This is a genomic window from Vibrio viridaestus (assembly GCF_003856525.1).
Lineage (GTDB): Bacteria > Pseudomonadota > Gammaproteobacteria > Enterobacterales > Vibrionaceae > Vibrio > Vibrio viridaestus.
Genome location: NZ_RJVQ01000009.1, coordinates 85451 through 105577 on the forward strand (window position 1 = coordinate 85451; position 20127 = coordinate 105577).

Genomic DNA, 20127 nt, shown 5'->3' on the forward strand with positions numbered 1-20127 from the left:
TGTCATTTAATATTCACAATAAATCATGCTATGCACACAGTTTTTGATAAATTACATTCCTATTAATTAACAATTAATTATTTTCCGATTATAGTAATAATATCAAGGATGATTACTATCTAAGGGAATTAGGTGTCATTTAGCTCTATTGAAAACCTGCCATTAAAGGAAAAGAAAAACAGTCTGATTATCAAATCGATCGGTTTTGGTCGTGTATGTAATATTCTTGCACTACTATTTTCGGCTTGTATCGTCTCTGGATATATATTCTCAATACCTGATTTATATCGACCGTTTCACGATGGTCCAGCCACAAACCCTTTGACTGCTTTGTGTTTAATCTTACTTTCGTTATTTTCAGTACTAAGACAAATCAACTCTAAACTTAAATATCACTTATTGCCTTACTTAGTTATTGGGCTTGTTATATTTAAACTTATTTGGCATACAGATTATAGCTGGTTAAGTGAATGGCTTTTAACTGACGAAGCGAAACTTCATGTAGCTGAGCATAATGCAATGGGATTGAACACTTCAATCATGCTTTTACTTCTCGCTGTCGCCAAAATATTTCAGCAAACGAATCATTCATACTACTACCAATCAACGCTTTTACTTTCACTGGTTGCCCCTTCCCTCGCACTGACCGGCTACGTATATCACAGCGACAGCCTATATGGCTCGATGTCGTTAAGTACGATGATCGGCGGCTATCTTCTTTGTGTTGGGGCAATGGCATCATCTGCCAACAAGGCGATATTCCGCCTTTGGTTAAAAGATTCTATCGTTGGTAAAATTGCTCGCTTACAGATTATCGTCGGCGTTTCATTCTGTTTTATTCTGGGTTTTATATGCCGTCATGAATTACAGCAAGGTTCAATTTCTGCTGTTTTTCCAGCCTATGTTGCAGTCGTTTGCTGGTTAGTCCTTTTTCTAACAGCTTTTAGCTCTCATATTCTTAATAAATCAGAACGTCAGAAAAAGCAGTATGAGCAAGAGTTGATCTATTCTGCTCGTCTCGATCCATTAACTGGCATTCTTAATCGTCGTGGTTTTCAAGAAGAGCTTAATAAAGAACGTAGCCGGCAACGACGTTATGGCGGTGTTATATCAGTTCTCATGATCGACATCGATTACTTCAAACGTGTTAACGATACATTCGGTCACGATGTTGGTGATGAGATCATTAAAACTGTTGCGACCATCGCTAAGACGTCCGTTCGCTGCACCGATATCGTCTGCCGCTATGGTGGTGAGGAGATCATCGTTGCTTTACCCAAAACGTCGTTAAGTCAGGCGACATTAGTTGCGTACAAGATAAAAAATGCGATTGCTCAGCAAGACATGAGCGTATTTACAGGTAAGCCCCACCATCAAACTGTATCAATCGGTTGTGCCGCAATAAAGCAGGACACAGCTTCAATAGATGTTGTGTTTAAAAACGCTGACCTCGCTCTATATCAAGCCAAACGAAATGGTCGTAACAGAGTGGTCAGCGAAATCGAAGTGGAAGGCGAGAATACCTCTAAGGAGTGAACTATTTATCCGTAACAGATTTAATGGTGGCGCGATTTTTAATCCAGTTGCCCCCGAAGACGTTAATGATAAGACCTATAGCGATAATACATACCCCCATTAGTTGGTAAAGGCTCAGATGTTCGCCAAGCAAAACCATCGCACTTAACAAACCAAATACTGGCACAAGTAACGAAAGCGGTGCGACTATCGATGTCTCATAGCGACTTAAGAGATAACTCCATCCACCATAGCCAACGATCGTTGCGAGTATGGATAAATACAAAAGTGCCAGCACGTTATGCCACTCGATATTTTGCAGCGACGAAATAATGATATCCGATCCTTCAAATACGTAGGAAGCGATAGCAAAAGCACCTGTCGGTATTAGAGCACTCCAGACGATCAATGACATAGTCGGCACCTGAAAATCCCGCATAATCACTTTATTGGTTATATTTCCCATAGCCCATGAAGACGCGGCTCCAATAATTAACACCAGAGTAAACCAAGTGATGGTTGCTGCACTTTGTCCCTGATCCGCCGCCAGAAGATAAATACCAAACGCCGCTATCGCGACGGCGATAACATTATGAAAGCGTATTTTTTCTTTAAGTAATAATGCGCCTAAAGCTAGTGTTATAAACGCCTGTGCCTGTAAAATTAGCGATGCTAGCCCAGCAGCTAAACCGACTTTCAGAGCCCAGAAAAGCAATGCGAATTGACCAAAGCTAATAGTAATCCCATAAGCAAATAGCCATTTAAATGGTACATGAGGGCGTTTGATAAAAAAGATCGCAGGGACAGCTACTAACGCAAAGCGCATTCCAGCAAGCAAGAGTGGTGGCATACCATCAAGACCAACTTTGATAATAACAAAGTTCACACCCCAAACCATGACAATGGTAAGAGCAAGCAAGCGATCACGAAACGTCATTAATAATCCTTTAAAATCATAACGATGCTTTCTGAAATAGGCACTGATAGAAATGAAGTTCGATCAGCAAAATGAGGGAGAAAGCACAACGGAGGTGAGCGCTAAAGAGTGCCTGATATAACAAAAAATAACAAGCAGGATATCCGGATATTCTCCATGTACTTCCTGCTTGTCGAGAGCAAGTTTGGGTCTTTATCCAATAGCCTGTGTAAATAAACAATATTGTCTATAGGATGAAGAAATGTCTGGTAACTGCCCTTTTACCATTTGTGACACTGTATCGACTTTATCAAACCCACACTCTGATAAATAGCTTGCGATCTCAAGGGAATAAGCATCAATATCAAGACGAACAAACTGTCCATCAGCACAGTGCAACAATTCGCTAATGAGCGCTAGCGCATTCGTTTCACTTTCTGCAACGACAGGGCCAATCGCAAACCCTCTTCCAAAAGGACGATAGCACGCAAACCCTTTGACCAAACCCTCGGATTCCAGGACTTTTATCGATGACGATTCTTTTACCATTAATTCACTAATATCATCGCGATTCATATCCATTGCCACGTTCATAAGTCGTTTCAGTACCGAGATATCAGTTGTAGTGAGGTCGCGTAATTCGAGATTATCGACCGTAACCAACCGAAGTTGTTCAACATTGACCGTAGTTTGATACTGTTCAATCACTCGATAATCGACGAATCCCAACTTTTCATAAAGTGGTTTTCCCATCACTGTAGCGGTCAAATAAAGGTTTGTTCCTGGTGTAACAATGTCCATTACCGCTTCCATCATACGACGACCAAGTCCGCGTCCTTGATATTCATTAGCGATGACGACTAATCCAACAGAGGCAAATTTACCCTGTGGAACAAGACATGCGGTTCCGATGACCTTTCCTGCATCCTCCATCACTAGGGATGGCCCTAACGACACAATCTGCTGCCAATCCTCAAGACGATGCGGCCACTTAAGATCCAAGGTCATTGCATGAGCTGCTGACAGGTCATTAGGGAGGAGATTGCGAATATTAAAGTTATGGGAGGAATATTTCATGACGACTCCAAACATGCTTAGTACGTACAAAAACAATATCAAAACCTAATACAACATCTAACAGCAGAATATTGCGTACGATACAAACTTAGCTCTGTAAGATAAAACAATCCTTGTGCTCTAGTCACTAATACCATCAATATAGCTTACCTCAAAAAAAACTAACCTACTGAAAATTAGATGTAATTTAAAAATCATTAGGCTTATATCAATAAGTTACCACTAACATTACCTATATTTGTCAAAGCCAAATAAGCTGCTGTTCACTCTCATAATTAAACATATTCCTGCTTCTAAATACAGGAATTAAACGATATCTGCTGCTCGATTGTGATGTAATGAATTTGAAAGGAAATTGATAACAATACGTTTCCATTTTGTTACTTTTGTTTAAGGATGAATCTCATGAGTACATTAAAACCCAAATACATCACTTTCGACTGCTACGGTACACTCATCAAAATGGAATTTGCCATCATGGCAAGAAAAATGTTTCAAGACCGCATATCTTCCGAAAAAATGGAGGCATTCGTAAAAGACTTTTATAAATACCGTCTTGATGAAGTACTTAACCCATGGCAGCCATACGATGTCGTTTTGAAAAACTCTCTAGAGAGAACTTGTAAACGCTGGGGATTAGCCTTTCATGAAGAAGAAGGACAAGCATTTTATGAAGCAGTACCTACCTGGGGACCGCATCCAGATGTAACTTCTGGTCTCGCCCGACTAGCCAAAGAGTTTCCACTTGTGATTTACTCTAATGCTGCGGATGAGCAAATAATGTCAAACGTTGAGCAACTAGGAGCACCATTCCATCGAGTTTTCACAGCAGAGGAAGCAAAGGTATATAAACCTCGCCTCGCCGCTTTCGAGTATATGTTAGATAACCTAGGATGTAATCCTGAAGATATCCTTCACGTATCATCCAGTTTTCGCTATGACCTTTTCCCTGCGGATGATATGGGGATAAAAAACAAAGCATTTATCGCACGTGGCCATGATGCGCCAGCAAATAGTAGTTATTCCTACAATCAATTAACAGATATCAATGCTCTCGCTGATTTCCTAGGTCTTGAATAACATAATTAAGCGAGGAGTTATCATGATCAACAAATCTTACTGGATCGATACAAAACCCGCATTCATGTCCTCAATGCGGGAACTTGGTCAAAGTCACTACGACGTTGTAATAGTTGGTGGTGGGCTTACAGGACTGTCAGCAGCATTGACGCTTGCCAAGCAAGGGGCTTCTGTTGCGCTATTTGAAGCAACCAATATTATGGAGCATGCCTCAGGGCAAAATGGCGGACAATGTAGCACTGGCGTGGTTCAAGACTTTGGAACTCTCGCCCATTCGCTCGGTATGGAAAAAGCTAAACGTTATTACAACGCTTACTCTAATGCTGTCGATAACTTACGCCAAGTAATACAAAGTGAGGAAATCGAATGTGAAGTGAGAGAAAGCGGTAAGCTCAAATTAGCCTCTAAGCCTGCTCATGCCGAAAAAATCTATAAAACGTACGAACTAGTCAAAAGTGAAGTAGATGAAAACATAGCGTTTTTTGATGAAAATACCATAAAAAGTGAAATTAATTCCGACCTATTCCATGGTGGAATGTTACAACGTAATGGGTTTCAACTTCATGTAGGAAAACTTGGTATTGGTATGGCCCATAGTGCGTCTAAATATGGTGCTCATATTTATGAAAACAATCCAGTACAAAGTATAAAAAATAATGGTAATCAATTTACGGTAGAGACTCCCAAAGGGAAAATAACAGCGAAGGACGTGGTTATAGCCAGTGGTATTAGTCAATATGGTCCACTCGGTTGGTTCCGTCGCCGAATTATTCCAGTTGGAAGTTTTATCATAATGACAGAAGAAATCGATCGGCAAATAATAGACAACTTGATGCCTAACAAACGTTCTTATGTCACAAGCAAGAATATCGGTAACTACTTCCGCGTCATGGGCGAAAATCGTCTTCTCTTTGGAGGCCGTGTCAGATTTGCGTCCTCTGATCCTAAATCCGATGCCATAAGTGGCGATATGTTGATTAAGACAATGAGTGATATGTTCCCAATACTCAAAGGAGTCAGAGCAACACATTGCTGGGGAGGTCTAATCGATATGACACAAAATCGCCTTCCAAAAGCAGGGCAGCGCAAAGGCATGTTTTATTCTATGGGCTATAGCGGACACGGCGTACAAATGTCCACGTATATGGGACATCAGCTTGCGTTAATGGTGGGTGGTGATACAAACGCCAACCCATGGAACCAAGAGTCTTGGCATGCAATACCAGCATATACAGGAAAACCATGGTTTTTACCTATGGTAGGGGCGTACTACAAATTACAAGATTATTTACATTAATCAGCAAAATCACTAATCACACAAATCGTAATATCGAAGGGATGCCATATTATGAAAGATCAAAAGATTATTACTGGTCAAGAATGTATTAACGACTTCGAACGTTTAACTCGACAAGGTCGCTCTCGCAGAAGTTTATTGAAATCTCTAGGCGCAGCAGGGCTGGTATTGGCGGCCTCAGGAACAGCTATTTCTCCATTTAACGTGTTTGCCCAAGATGAAGGAAAGTCAACATCTAACCTAGGTAAACCAGGAGGAAAAATCAAAGTTGCTAGTCTCTCAATCTCTACCGCAGATACACTTGACCCGGCTAAAGGTGCGTTTTCAACCGACTATACCCGCCATTATATGGTCTACAACGGTTTAACAAAATTTGATGATCAGTTAGTTCCTCATCTAGAACTGGCTGAAAGTATCGAGAATGATCAAGCTACTGTTTGGCATGTTAAGTTAAAGAAGGGAATTTCATTTCACGATGGCAAAGAATTAACTGCCGATGACGTTGTGTTCTCATTAAACCGTCACAAAGATCCAGTTACAGCCTCAAAAGTGATGGGACTTGCAAAGCAAATCAAGTCAGTTGAAGCCACAAATAAATACGAAGTAACAATTACGCTGGAAGGCCCGAATGCGGAGTTTCCTTCTATTTTAGCAATCTCACATATGCTTATTGTTCCTGCTAACGTGACTGATTTCAACAAGGGAATTGGTACTGGACCATTTAAGCTTGCAGAATTTAAACCCGGGATAACAACTGTTGTAACAAAAAATGAAAATTACTGGAAACCAGGTTTACCCTACCTTGACCAAGTTGAGTTATTCGCAATCGCAGATGAACCGTCACGTGTGAATGCTCTTCTTTCGGGTGAAGTTCACGTAATAAGTGAAGTAAACCCTCGCTCGACTGATCGTATCGAATCCAGTTCCGGACACGAGTTTATAAATGTACCTTCAGGTAACTATACCGATCTAATTGTGCGCCAAGATATGATGCCAGGTAAAAGTGCCGACTTTACAGAAGGTATGAAATTGCTAATGGATAGAGAGCAGATCAAATCGGCAATATTTCAAGACTTTGCCACTATAGGGAATGATACACCGATCGCGCCTGGAGCAAGATACTATAACTCAGATCTAAAACAACGCTCATTTGACCCAGATAAAGCGAAATTCTTAATTAAAAAAGCGGGATTTGCCGATGCAAAAATCCCATTGGTTGCATCAAATGCAGCAGCAGGATCGGTCGATATCGCTGTATTGATGCAGCAATCTGCTGCCAAAGTAGGAATTAAACTCGATGTACAAACCAAATCAATCGATGGTTATTGGTCAAATCACTGGGCAAAACATCCTTTGAGCTTTGGTAATATCAATGCTCGTCCGAGTGCTGACATTATATTCTCCCAATTTTTCTTATCTTCGGCAGCATGGAATGAATCCCATTGGAAAAATACAGCCTTCGATAAATTACTAATTGATGCACGAAAGGAAACGGATGAATCCAGACGAGCACAAATGTATGCCGAGATGCAAACTTTAGTACATGACAATAGTGGTATTGGCGTTCCAATATTCATCAGCAAAATCGATGGTATTGACTCCCGTTTAAAAGGATACGGTACTAACCCACTGGGTAGCTTTATGGGGTACATGTTTGCAGAGAAAGTATGGCTTGATGCCTAACCATACCTAATCTTAAGAATAAATGGATTGCAACGGTGTTCAACCGTTGCCTTTTTTCAGAAAGAGGATGTGTATGAATAACACTATTTTACTTTTAGTACTTCGTCGCTTGCTCAGTGCTTCGTTGACACTATTTTTGGTTTCAATTGTGGTATTTGCTATAACCAATATTCTGCCAGGTGATGCGGCACAGCAAATTTTAGGGCAGTTCGCAATGCCAGAGCAGGTAGCAGCGCTAAGATCCCAACTCGGTTTAGACCAGCCTCCAGTAATACGTTATTTTCACTGGTTATTAACCCTGCTTTCAGGGGATCTCGGGCAGTCTTTTGCTAATAATATGCCCGTAAGTCAACTACTTGATGGCAGATTAAGCAATACCTTAATGCTAGCTGCTAGCACATCACTTGTATCTGTTCCTATTGCACTAATTCTCGGGATCACTGCTGCTATATATCGAAATGGTAAACTCGATAAATGTCTTAACACGGTGACGCTAGCTTTGGTCGCGGTACCTGAGTTTCTTGTCGCAACTATAGCAGTACTCATTTTTGCAGTACGACTACACTGGTTCTCAGCCATCTCATATGGAGGAGCCGGCGAAACACTTCTAGATTTTCTTCGCTCGTACACTCTACCAGTGATGACACTATGTTTTGTCATTACAGCTCAGATGGCAAGAATGACTCGTGCAGCCATGGTAGATGAACTAAGTACAAGCTACATTGAAATGGCGCGATTAAAAGGCTTATCTACTTTAAGAATTAGTTTACGTCACGCTCTTCCTAACGCAGTCGGACCGATAGCCAATGCAGTAGCATTAAGTCTCTCCTATTTATTCGGTGGTGTAGTCATTGTTGAGGCTATTTTTAACTTTCCGGGTGTCGCCGGCTTAATGGTCGATGCGGTGACAAATAGAGATATCGCGTTAATACAAGCATGCACCATGTTGTTTTGTTCGGGATATCTTGTTTTGATTCTTATATCAGATCTCATCGCCATCGTTTTTAATCCTCGCTTAAGGAGTAAAGTATGAGTATGGGTATGTCTAGGACAAAAGATGCAATTCGATGCGTCTTGAATAAACCAAGCATTATCGTCTGTTTACTCTGTTTTGCATTAGCTTTATTTGGCCCATTATTGGCACCTCATGATGTCGGTGAAGTCGTCAGTAAAACCATCTTTGCTCCAATGAGTAGTGACTTTCTTCTTGGCACGGATTATTTAGGCCGTGACAACTTAAGTCGAATTCTAAATGCCATTCGATACACTGTAGGGCTATCCCTATTTTCTGCAATATTAGCATCGGCATTAGGAACATTCATCGCGCTCATCGTAGTAATGTCACCTCGCTGGATAGAAGAAGTAACGATACGTATTGCAGACGCCCTAATTTCTATACCGAGTAAAATGATGGCATTGGTTATCGTGGCTGGTTTTAGCTCCTCAGTCCACTTACTAATAATAACCGCTGTTATTGCCTACGCTCCGGGGGCATTTCGCATAGCCTATAGCCTAGCTATAGGTCAGTGTGAACTAGAATACGTACAAGTAGCACGAATTCGCGGTGAAAGCGCGTTATATATAGCAACAAGGGAAATTCTACCTAATATTCTCAACCCGGTCCTCGCGGACTTTGGACTGCGTTTTGTTTTTATTGTGTTGTTACTAAGTGGTTTAAGTTTTCTTGGGTTAGGGGTCCAACCACCAAATGCTGATTTAGGTTCTTTGGTAAGAGAAAATATCGGAGGACTCAGTGAAGGAGCCGTGGCACTTATCGCCCCAGCTGTGACTATCGGTATTCTTACCGTCGCAGTTAATTTGGTTATCGATCGAATTTCAGAACAACGTAACAGCCGTTATTAAGGAGAGTGCTATGAGCGAATTTATTCAAGTCAAAAATTTAGGTATTAGCGCACTTCAAGAAGACCAAATCGTAGACATCGTAAAAGATGTTAGTTTTACTCTTGAAAAAGGAAAGGTATTAGCTCTTATTGGTGAATCTGGATCGGGTAAAACAACCATCGCACTATCGTTAATGGGATTTACTAAACCTGGTTGTATGTTCAAGCAGGGCCAAGTGTGGATCGGTAACGATAACTTACTCGATGCGTCAGAAAAGCAATTAAGGGCTTGGCGTGGAAAACGAATTACATATATCGCACAAAGTGCAGCCGCAGCATTTAACCCCAGTAAAAGGCTAATCGATCAAGTTATCGAAACTGCGTTATTGCATAAGTTAGAATCAAGAACCCGATTAATAAAGAAATCCAAACAGTTATTTAAAGAACTCGCGTTACCCAATCCTGATGACATAGGGCAACGATATCCTCATGAAGTATCTGGAGGTCAATTACAGCGCATAATGGCTGCTATGGCCCTAATCGTCGATCCGGAAGTTGTTATTCTTGATGAACCAACAACAGCTTTAGACGTGACAACTCAAGTAGAAGTTTTACAGGTGTTCCGTAAAGTGGTGCAAGAGAGGAACGTTACTGCCGTGTATGTTTCTCATGACCTCGCGGTTGTCTCTCAGGTAGCAGATAAAGTCATTGTATTGAATCAAGGAGAAATAAAGGAAACTGATAAAATAGAAACAATTATCACAACTCCTTCTCATCCATATACTTTACAGTTAATGGATGCAGCGCAGCCGTTCAAGCCAGATACTCAAGAAGTTTCAAGATGTGTTGATACTTCGAAAAATAAACCTCAACCATTAATGAGCGTAAGAAAATTAGTCGCTGGGTATGGAAAAAAAAGCAGTAATGGTATGCCTGAACACCCAGTTTTGGACGATATCAATTTTAATCTCTACCCAGGTCAGGCTATTGGAATTATCGGGGAATCCGGTTCGGGTAAATCTACATTGGCCAAAACTCTTGTCGGCCTACTTCCAGCAGCGCTGGGGACGATAAAATATCAAGGTAATGAACTACCAGCAAAGTTATCTCAACGAGCAAAAGAGCAATGCCGAAAAATTCAACTCGTATTTCAAAGTGCTGATACAGCATTAAATCCCAAACACACTGTGAGGCAATTACTTGGCAGGCCCCTGCAATCTTATTTTCGTCTTAGCAAAAGCGAACAAAATAACCGGATAGCCGAATTGATTGACTTGGTCCAACTTCCCAAAGAAGTGATTGATCGTAAGCCGGATGCCCTCTCTGGAGGCCAAAAACAGCGAGTCAATTTAGCACGAGCGCTTGCTGCTGAGCCGGATATTATTATTTGTGATGAGGTGACATCAGCACTCGATACAGTTGTAGGTGCCGCAATCCTAAAACTCCTCAATGATTTAAAAGACAGATTGGGTTTCTCCTATCTTTTTATTAGTCATGATATGAATAGTGTTCGTACTCTATGTGACGATGTAATCGTGTTGTACAAAGGTTCGCAAGTTCAAACATCACCGATAGAAGAACTTTATGACGGCCCTCTTCATCCTTATACATCGTTACTTATGGATTCCATCCCTGAAATGAATACTCAATGGATAAATGAACCACGCATCGCAACAATAGCGATTGAAAAGATTACGACAGTCAAACATAAAGAAGTGTGTGCGTTTATTGATCGCTGTCCTAAGCGCATAGCAAACCTTTGTGACAGGGTCACACCCAGTAACCGTTCAATTAACAAGTACAATCATATTCTATGTCATTTGCACGATAAAACATTGCCTACTTTAGGAACAGGAAAAGACACTGATAAAAAGCCACTCTCTTTAAACAATCTCCATGTTTTGTCAGAATATGATGCTAAGGAACGGTATGCATGAATAAAGTTCTGAAAGATACATTTTCATTTCCTGTACACGCTCAACAATTAGGGCAAATCATCGATGATTGGAAAACAAATTGTGAATTCGTAGGTGTAGACTATCAGCTTATTTCCAGAGAAAAGACATACGTCCTCGAACTCAAACTACTTCTAGAACGATTACAATAACTATGAAAACCAAAGAAAGGCTTAAAACACTCATTTCGTACCCAACCGTGTCATCGGATTCAAATCTGGACTTGATCCAGTATGTCGAAAAGGTTTTAGGGCAATACGGGATAGAAACCCATATTGTGTATAACGAGCACAAAACCAAAGCAGCGCTTTATGCGGCGATTGGTCCTACCGTTCAGCCTGGGATCGTTCTATCAGGACACACTGACGTCGTGCCTGTAGCTGGTCAAAACTGGACAGAGGATCCTTTTAAAGCCAGTGAAAAAGATGGCCTCTTATACGGGAGAGGCAGCTGCGATATGAAAGGATTTATCGCGTCTGCGATCAACACAATGATCGCGTTTTCGGATAAACCCTTAACGCGTCCGGTACATTTAGCGCTGAGTTTCGATGAGGAGCTGGGCTGCTTAGGCGTGCGCGACCTACTTGTGCAACTCAAGCAAATTGGCGTTGAGCCTTACCTATGTATTGTCGGTGAACCAACCAGCATGAATATCGCAACAGGGCACAAAGGTAAAACGGCCTATCGTACTCATTGCTGTGGTGATGAAGGCCACTCTTCACAGGCACCACTGCATACCAATGCGATTTATCTCGCTTGTGACGTGATTAGCTCACTAAGACAATTACAGAGCAAACTTATCGAGAGTGGTGCTCACGATGAGGAATACAACATTCCGTATTCAACGGTCCATATCGGCACGATTAACGGTGGTCGCGCTCTCAATATTGTGCCGGGAGAGTGTACGTTTGAATTCGAGATACGGCATTTAGCGCAAGATAATATTGCGAACGAAATCGAGACGATTGTCCATCAGGCTAAAGCTCTAATCGACTCGATAAAAATTGAACGTAGTGACTCAAAAGCGGCCATCCATTTCGAGTGTTTAACCGATTACCCCGGATTAAATACCGATAAAAATACTCCCGCAGTAAAGCAGCTTTACTCGCTATCCAGTCCCGAGACAAAACAAATCAAAGTGGCCTTTGGGACGGAAGGAGGTCTCTTCTCCGAGTATCTCTCGGCCCCAGTGGTTGTTTGTGGTCCCGGTTCAATCGACCAAGCACATAAACCTGATGAATTCGTCTCTCTACAACAGTTAGATCAATGTGACGAATTACTCTCTCAATTTATTTATGAAACGTGTTATCAACGGAGTGAACATGATTAATCCAACTATCCGCGAGCAGTTATCGAATCCAGTTTTACTGACTGACCGAGCTTATATCAATGGCTCTTGGGTCGAATCTGACAATAAGAAGACGATTGATGTTATCAACCCGTCGAATCAACAAGTCATCGCATCAGTTCCTGACCTTTCAGGTGAACAAATCCTTTCTTGTATAGAAATGGCTGACAATGCGTGGCGCAGTTGGAAAAAGACCACAGCTGCAGATCGCGCAGCGATGTTGATGACTTGGTATCACCTTATGATGGATAATCAGAATGATCTCGGTTTGATCATGACGTTAGAGCAAGGTAAACCTCTAGCCGAAGCCAAAGGTGAAGTCGCCTATGCTGCTAGCTTTATCAAATGGTTTGCTGAAGAAGCCCGCAGAGTACACGGCGAAACGCACCAGAATCCTTCGTCAGATAGACGAATGATGACCATTAAACAACCTATAGGTGTCTGTGCGGCAATTACTCCTTGGAACTTTCCGGCTGCAATGATCACACGTAAATGTGCACCTGCAATTGCGGCAGGATGCCCAATAATCGTTAAGCCAGCGGATCTCACCCCACTCTCAGCGCTTGCTCTAGCTGTTTTAGCCGAAAAGGCGGGTATCCCTGCCGGTATCTTCAATGTCGTGACGGGCGATGCCGCTACTGTTGGTGAACAACTAACGGCAAGCCCTACCGTACGAAAAATTACGTTTACCGGCTCAACCCGCGTTGGCAGTTTATTAATGGCACAAAGTGCACCAACAATTAAGAGACTCAGTCTTGAACTTGGGGGAAACGCACCCTTTATCGTTTTTGGGGATGCTGATATTCCTCAAGCTGTCGAAGGGCTAATGGCCAGTAAATTCCGCAATGCGGGTCAGACTTGCGTCTGTGCGAACCGAGTTCTTGTGCATAATTCTATCTATGACGAATTTACTCAGGCTCTCATGGCTGCCGTCGATAAACTAAAAATTGGTGATGGTCTGGAAGATGGCGTCACTATCGGTCCATTAATCAATACTGCGGCAGTTGAAAAGGTAAAACGTCACATCGAAGATGCGACCAGTAAGGGAGCAGAAATTGCGTATGGAGAAGTACCCGATACCGCCACGCAATTTGTAAAACCAACTATTATGACAAACGTAACGACAGATATGGTGGTCGCACAGGAGGAAACGTTTGGCCCCCTCGCTCCACTATTCCGCTTTGAAACTGACGAAGAAGCGATAGCCATCGCGAATAGTACACCTTACGGGCTAGGTGCTTACTATTACACACAAAACTTACAGCGTGCATGGCATGTCGGTGAAGCACTTGAGTTCGGAATGGTCGGATTAAACTCAGGCGTTATTTCAATGGACTCCGCGCCATTTGGTGGAATAAAACTGTCGGGACTGGGTCGCGAAGGCTCTAATCTCGGTATTGAAGAATACCTAGAAGTGAAATCCTGGCATATGGGCGGATTTTAAGTTCGATCTAAATAGAAAAAGGGAACCCTCGGTTCCCTTTTTAAATGGACAGCTAGTTTGCTTTCGCCGCATTCGTTTTTGGTTTCGAGAGACCAAAGTTTCGACGTTTTTTTTGCGTAGGTTTAGACGCACTGTTAGCACTAGAAGCCGGTTTACCCGATGGTTTTTTAGCTTTTGTTTTACTTACCGATGGTGCTGATGACACTTGCGTTTTCTTTGGCTTTTTCGGTTTTTTCGGCTTCATTGCTCGGGTATCCAATTTAGACTCAGGTAACGGGTTACCTGGTTTAAAACCGTCTAATTCAATACGCGGCAATAAGGTTTGAGTTAAACGTTCAATCGCAAAGAGTTCTGGCGCTTCAATGGCAGAAACCAGAGAAAATGCTTTACCTACCTCACCTGCTCTACCGGTACGGCCAATACGATGGACATAATCTTCAGCGACTTTAGGTAATTCAAAATTGACAACCTGAGGAAGTTGCGGAATATCAATACCACGAGCTGCGATATCTGTCGCGACTAGAACACGGATCTCTCCGGATTTAAAATCAGCTAGCGCTCGTGTGCGTGCTCCCTGACTCTTATTGCCGTGGATGGCAGCAGCAGAAATTTTTGAATCATTCAAAAATGTTGCAAGTCGATTGGCTCCGTGCTTAGTTTTTGTAAATACCAATACCTGTTGCCAATTACCGTCATTGATAAGCTTAACCAGCATTGGTGCTTTCTTTTTCACATCCGCAGGATAAATTGACTGCTCAACCGTTCGTGCAGTCGAGTTTGCTGGGCTGACCGAGATCTCAACTGGGTTATTCACTAATGTCTTAGCGAGTTGACGAATTTCAGCAGAAAACGTTGCCGAGAATAGTAGGTTCTGGCGCTTCTTAGGTAATAATTCAAGAATCTTACGAATATCACGAATAAAGCCCATATCAAGCATACGATCAGCTTCATCCAGTACAAACACTTCAAGTTGATCAAACTTGACCGCATTTTGTTGATATAAGTCGAGTAAACGTCCTGGTGTCGCCACCAAAATATCCGCGCCTTTACGTAAACGCAACATTTGTGGATTGATCTTCACGCCACCAAATACAACTGCGCTGGTCAACGGTAGATGACGACTATAGGTCACAACATTTTCTTGAATTTGCGCTGCCAGTTCGCGAGTTGGCGTTAGGACAAGTGCCCTAACCTGGTTTCCTCGCACTTTCGGACCGTTTGATAGCCGTTCTAAAATCGGAAGCGTAAATCCTGCCGTTTTACCTGTACCAGTCTGCGCCGCAGCCATAACATCATGACCTTCAATAACGGAAGGGATTGCCTGCTCTTGAATTGGTGAGGGCGTGTCATAGCCCTTTTCTTGAATTGCTTTTAGAATTGGCGCGGAAAGTCCCAGTGAGGTAAAACCCATATTTTGTTCTCGATTGTTCTAGTAAAAAGAATTCACTTCTTATAGGAAGTGAAAAGTGCGCCATTCTGCGGCCTTTACTCTCTAGCCGCAACCATTAATTGCGGTCGACAGAGAATTAATACCAATTGAGGGCACTAATAGACTCAATATCCCTGCTCGCGCGAAACCAATCCCGCAGGTTTATCCCCTTTTTGCCATTCGAGTAAGCTTTTTAAAAAGGTTTCGTAACCTGATTGGGAGCGTGTCACACCAGCAATATGCGGTGTAATAAGAACACTGGGATGATGCCACAATGCGCTCTGTTCATCGAGTGGCTCTTCATTGGTCACATCTAAAATGGCATTAGAGAGGATTCCTGCATCCAGAGCATTTAGCAGTTCAACCTCATTTACATGTTCTCCTCGCCCAATATTGATAATTGCAGCACCTGTTTTCATTTTACTAAACAAGTCTGAATTAAAAATGTGACGCGTTTTATCCGTTAAGGGTAGCACGCAAATAATAATATCCAGCGGCTCAAGGAACGCGAAAAGATCTTGTTCACCGAAGCATTCAACACCGTCGATTGAACGCAACGAGCGAGACCAACCACTCAGTGAAAAATTAAATGGCTTGAGTCTTTCAATAATTTTGCAACCTTGTTGCCCCAATCCCATGATACCAACATTCATTTTATTTGCCGTTTTAACGTAACGGGGAGACCACTGTTTGTCTTGCTGACATTGCTGAAAGTATGGAAGCTGTCGGTATAGCATTAATGTCGACATCACTGCATATTCTGCTAATTGATTGGATAAATCGTCATCAATCATACGAACAACGTCAATATGTGAAGGAATAAGTGAGAAATCAATCTGATCGATTCCTGCAGACACCGTAAATATAGCCTTCAGATTAGGAAGCTGTTCAAGTAAACCTTGTGGAATTTTCCACACAACCAACACGTCTATTGCATTTAAATCTGTCTCTTCGGGCCAAACGTTGAATAGGATATTAGGGTGATCTTGTTCGATTCCCTTTTGCCAATGGCGTCCACGTTTTTCCTCAGAATAGTACAAGACATTTAACGTATTACTCATGAAACTTCCTTTCCTTGTTTGGTTTAAGACTCACTCCATTATGTAGAAACAGCCGCATAATCTGCGTTGTATAAGAGGTGTCAATCGGTAGAAAAGTGAACCATATGCAAGTGAAAAAGCAGACTCTGCTTTTACGATAAAACCTGCTGTTTGCAGCTAATAAAACAGCGGATTATGAACATATAACAGGTAAATTAAGCGTCCTACACTGACTAAAAATGGTAGTTTTTTCAATAGGAATTTTTATTACTATGGAAAGGTAACCATTATGAACACAGATAACTCTCAAACTCAGGCTTTACTCGAAGCGAAACAGCAACATGTACCCAGAGGTCTGGTTAATGCCCATCCTGTCACGTTAGATAGAGCACAGGGTGCTGAGTTGTGGGATCTGGACGGTAATCGTTTTCTTGATTTTGTTGGCGGTATCGGTGTTCTCAACATTGGTCATAATCATCCTGCTGTCGTTGACGCGGTCACGACGCAGTTGACTAAAGTATCACACGCCTGTGCTCAGGTTACGGTCTATGAACCGTATCTCGATGTCGCTAAAAAGCTCAATCAATTAGTGGGTCAAGGCGATCACTTCAAAACGGTCCTACTCTCCTCAGGAGCTGAAGCGGTTGAAAATGCCGTCAAAATCGCGCGCGGCTATACTAATCGTCCCGCCGTCATTTCATTCAAAGGTGGCTTTCATGGAAGGACATTGCTTGGAAGTACCTTAACGGGTATGAGCGAGCCTTATAAGCAAAATTTTGGTCCTATGGCTGGAGAAATATACCATGCAACTTACCCAAATGAATTCCGAGGCATCAGTGTCGAGGATGCACTAACGTCTATAGACGATATTTTCACTTCAGTCGTCACTCCAGATAGAGTTGCTGCGATCATCGTTGAGTCGGTACAAGGAGACGGTGGATTTCTTGCGGCTCCAGCTTCGTTTTTACAACAATTACGTGAATTAACGGAACAATATGGCATTGTTCTGATTTGCGATGAAATTCAGGCTGGTTTTGGCCGTACAGGAAAAATGTTTGGCTACGAACATGCGGGAATTAAACCTGACCTCGTCACTACAGCTAAGAGTCTTGCTGGCGGATTCCCACTTTCAGCTGTTGTTGGCAAGGCGGACATTATGGATGGTCCGAAGCCAGGAGGCCTTGGTGGCACGTATGGGGGTAATGCTATCGCCTGTGCAGCAGCATCTGCCGTCATCGATCTTTATACCAAAGATGACTCATTGTTGGCACTTGCACGTCAGCGAGGTCATTTCTTCGAAGAAGGCCTACTCGCATTAAAACATCAATTCAGCAAAATCGCAGACGTCCGTGGACTGGGCTTTATGCTTGCAATTGAAATTGTTTCCGACAGTGATACCGCTCAGGAAAATGCGGCACTCGTTCAAGACTTAATTGATGAATGCCGTCGCCAGGGATTACTCGTAATCAAATGCGGTACACAGCGCAACGTTATCCGTTTTCTGCCACCATTAAATACGTCAGAATCCATCTTAAGTGAAGCTCTGACTATGTTACGAGATGCTTGTAAAATCGTTCTTGGATAGTGCTTACACCATTATAGGCTCCAATCACCAATGTCTATAATGGTGCATTTTGAATGTTTTAGTGCACAAAAAAGAAAGGATTCTTCTATGGATATAACTACCTTTGACACATTAATCATCGATTGTGACGGTATTCTTGTTAATCACTACCAAGGTATATTGAATAAAATTTATGAATTACAAAAGAATCTACCGCAGGATATACCGTATCAGGAATCAGTCATTCATCAGTACTTGAAACACTATTATAATTTATCAGATTCGATTTACGAAAATGGCTTCTGTGTTACTCATTGTTTTAGTTTTCAGACCTTAATGAATGAACTCAAAGCGACATCCAACTGGAAACACACCTTTCAATTTGGTCGTGCAGTCAATCAATGGCCGATGTATGAGGATGCTTACGGAGCCTTACACTATCTTAAGAAGTTCTATCGAGTACTCATTCGTTGTGATCGTGAACCAGAAGATATCCCTCAAATAATCAAGAGCCTAGCGATTACAGAACACGAACTCATTATCCGAGAACATTTTGATTCTGATTTGAGTAATACAATCAGATCACTCGGATTAAATACACATACCACACTGTTATTAACCAATCCTCACCTTGCTGAATTAACTCAATTTCCTAACACACGAGTCATTCATAGAAGTGCTGTATTTTTACCAGAAAACGCTAACCGTGAATCATTAGCCAAGTTCGTGTTAGAGCATCAGACTGCCCTGAGGAGTTCATGGCATTAAATATGCTTTAGTCTTGCATCGTCCACAACTCATAATATTAAGGATAATTATATGGATTCAGATATGAGGCTTGACCGCATCGATATTAATATATTGACTCAACTGCAAAAAAATGGACGAATGACCAACGTGAAACTGGCTGATGCTGTTGGTCTATCTGCAAGCCCTTGCTTACAACGGGTTAAAAGACTAGAACGCTGTGGATACATTCAAAACTACAAAGCATTTCTCAATCTGTCTAAAATCACGGAGTTTGTAACCGTCTATACGGAAGTTTATATTAACGGTCATAAGCGAGAAGACTTCATCAAATTTGAAAAGTCGATGAAGAATATTGATGAGGTAATGGAGTGCCATCTGATCAGTGGCGGTTATGACTATTTAGTGCGGTTTGTCACTCGCAATATTGCCCATTATCAGGAAGTCATCGAGCGACTTGTCGACAGTGACATCGGCATATCGAAATACTTTAGCTATATCGTCATCAAGTCGCCTGTCATTAAGGACGATATGCCTCTGCAGCGTCTTCTTGATCACCAAACCAGCGCGATGTAAATCAAGTCTTAACTTGACACACCTCGTCGTCAACGTCATAACAGTGTGATTATGATATTGGAGGTGTCATGGCTATTTTTAGACGTTTACGCAAATCTTTGTGGCTACTCATTTCGCTCGTTCTACTCATTCTCAATATCGCAACTATTGTGAACGCCAAATTCTACGACTTTCTATTTGATATGGCCTCGCACATCACCCCGCCTTCTCTGCTTACAAAAAGTAAAAGCACACAAGTAAAAAATTTACGCTCAGAGCGCACTGCGTTATCACGCCAAAACAAGTTATTAGTTGAAGAAAGACGGGTGCGTAAAGCCAAATTTGCGCAGGCGAAAACCATATCAAAACGTATCTCTCGTCGGGTTGTTAAAACTGTCGGGGTGAATATGTCCTCCATTATCGGTGAATCGATTCCCTATATTGGGATTGGCGTGATTCTATCGGTTACCGCGTCGGATATATACGACGGATGCCAAACCATTAAAGATACCAACCAGTTGTTGACGCTGTTTGGTGAAGAAAACGAAATCGAGCATGAAAACGAAGTTTGCGGTATGACTATACCGAGCATTGATGACGTAAAAAATAAAATAAAATCTTTTGGCTCTGAGTGAA

The 20127-nt window shown here is 42.0% G+C and carries 18 protein-coding genes; 14 read left to right on the plus strand and 4 right to left on the minus strand.

Going from position 1 to position 20127, the window contains the following annotated elements; translation table 11 throughout:
* Window positions 1-132: 132 nt before the first annotated feature.
* Window positions 133-1536: a GGDEF domain-containing protein gene (locus EES38_RS17270; RefSeq protein ID WP_124938468.1), complete on the plus strand. Its 1404-nt coding sequence runs from the start codon at window positions 133-135 to the stop codon at window positions 1534-1536.
* Between the two features lies 1 nt (window position 1537).
* Here the strand turns inward: EES38_RS17270 and EES38_RS17275 are convergent, their stop codons facing one another.
* Complete coding sequence (locus tag EES38_RS17275) at window positions 1538-2452, minus strand: EamA family transporter (protein WP_124938469.1); 915 nt, start codon at window positions 2450-2452, stop codon at window positions 1538-1540.
* Between the two features lie 192 nt (window positions 2453-2644).
* A complete protein-coding gene (locus tag EES38_RS17280) occupies window positions 2645-3508 on the minus strand; it encodes a GNAT family N-acetyltransferase (protein ID WP_166434301.1) in 864 nt (287 codons plus the stop codon).
* A 405-nt stretch (window positions 3509-3913) separates the two neighbouring features.
* Between EES38_RS17280 and EES38_RS17285 the strand changes: the two genes are divergently transcribed.
* From EES38_RS17285 to EES38_RS17320, 9 genes are all read left to right on the plus strand, one after another.
* Window positions 3914-4588: a haloacid dehalogenase type II gene (locus tag EES38_RS17285; RefSeq protein WP_124938471.1), complete on the plus strand. Its 675-nt coding sequence runs from the start codon at window positions 3914-3916 to the stop codon at window positions 4586-4588.
* Between the two features lie 22 nt (window positions 4589-4610).
* Window positions 4611-5885 carry an NAD(P)/FAD-dependent oxidoreductase gene (locus EES38_RS17290; protein WP_124938472.1) on the plus strand — a complete coding sequence of 425 codons (1275 nt, stop codon included), beginning with the start codon at window positions 4611-4613 and terminating at the stop codon, window positions 5883-5885.
* Window positions 5886-5936: 51 nt separating this feature from the next.
* Entirely contained in the window at window positions 5937-7568 is a 1632-nt protein-coding gene (locus tag EES38_RS17295) for an ABC transporter substrate-binding protein (protein WP_124938473.1), read from the plus strand.
* Window positions 7569-7641: 73 nt separating this feature from the next.
* On the plus strand, window positions 7642-8601 hold the full coding sequence (locus tag EES38_RS17300) for an ABC transporter permease (protein ID WP_124938474.1): 960 nt from the start codon (window positions 7642-7644) through the stop codon (window positions 8599-8601).
* Window positions 8598-9431: an ABC transporter permease gene (locus EES38_RS17305; protein WP_124938475.1), complete on the plus strand. Its 834-nt coding sequence runs from the start codon at window positions 8598-8600 to the stop codon at window positions 9429-9431. Before EES38_RS17300 ends, EES38_RS17305 begins: the two co-directional genes overlap by 4 nt.
* A gap of 10 nt (window positions 9432-9441) precedes the next feature.
* A complete protein-coding gene (locus tag EES38_RS17310) occupies window positions 9442-11346 on the plus strand; it encodes an ABC transporter ATP-binding protein (RefSeq protein WP_124938476.1) in 1905 nt (634 codons plus the stop codon).
* Window positions 11343-11516 carry a hypothetical protein gene (locus EES38_RS22225; protein WP_166434302.1) on the plus strand — a complete coding sequence of 58 codons (174 nt, stop codon included), beginning with the start codon at window positions 11343-11345 and terminating at the stop codon, window positions 11514-11516. The genes EES38_RS17310 and EES38_RS22225 overlap by 4 nt, the downstream gene beginning before the upstream one ends.
* Before the next feature lie 2 nt (window positions 11517-11518).
* A complete protein-coding gene (argE, locus tag EES38_RS17315) occupies window positions 11519-12694 on the plus strand; it encodes an acetylornithine deacetylase (protein WP_124938477.1) in 1176 nt (391 codons plus the stop codon).
* Complete coding sequence (locus EES38_RS17320; protein WP_124938478.1) at window positions 12687-14156, plus strand: NAD-dependent succinate-semialdehyde dehydrogenase; 1470 nt, start codon at window positions 12687-12689, stop codon at window positions 14154-14156. Before argE ends, EES38_RS17320 begins: the two co-directional genes overlap by 8 nt.
* A 52-nt stretch (window positions 14157-14208) precedes the next feature.
* Here the strand turns inward: EES38_RS17320 and EES38_RS17325 are convergent, their stop codons facing one another.
* Window positions 14209-15567, minus strand: a complete 1359-nt coding sequence (locus tag EES38_RS17325; RefSeq protein WP_124938479.1) for a DEAD/DEAH box helicase — start codon at window positions 15565-15567, stop codon at window positions 14209-14211.
* A gap of 143 nt (window positions 15568-15710) precedes the next feature.
* A complete protein-coding gene (locus EES38_RS17330) occupies window positions 15711-16646 on the minus strand; it encodes a 2-hydroxyacid dehydrogenase (RefSeq protein ID WP_124938480.1) in 936 nt (311 codons plus the stop codon).
* A gap of 268 nt (window positions 16647-16914) precedes the next feature.
* Here EES38_RS17330 and EES38_RS17335 point away from each other — a divergent pair, with 268 nt between their 5' ends.
* The 4 genes from EES38_RS17335 to EES38_RS17350 all read left to right on the plus strand — a co-directional run bounded on the left by EES38_RS17335 (window position 16915) and on the right by EES38_RS17350 (window position 20126).
* Complete coding sequence (locus EES38_RS17335) at window positions 16915-18210, plus strand: aspartate aminotransferase family protein (protein ID WP_124938481.1); 1296 nt, start codon at window positions 16915-16917, stop codon at window positions 18208-18210.
* 87 nt (window positions 18211-18297) lie between these two features.
* Window positions 18298-18957, plus strand: a complete 660-nt coding sequence (locus EES38_RS17340) for a hypothetical protein (RefSeq protein WP_124938482.1) — start codon at window positions 18298-18300, stop codon at window positions 18955-18957.
* A gap of 51 nt (window positions 18958-19008) precedes the next feature.
* Window positions 19009-19512, plus strand: a complete 504-nt coding sequence (locus EES38_RS17345; RefSeq protein WP_124938483.1) for an Lrp/AsnC family transcriptional regulator — start codon at window positions 19009-19011, stop codon at window positions 19510-19512.
* Window positions 19513-19580: 68 nt separating this feature from the next.
* On the plus strand, window positions 19581-20126 hold the full coding sequence (locus EES38_RS17350) for a hypothetical protein (RefSeq protein WP_124938484.1): 546 nt from the start codon (window positions 19581-19583) through the stop codon (window positions 20124-20126).
* Window position 20127: the final 1 nt, after the last annotated feature.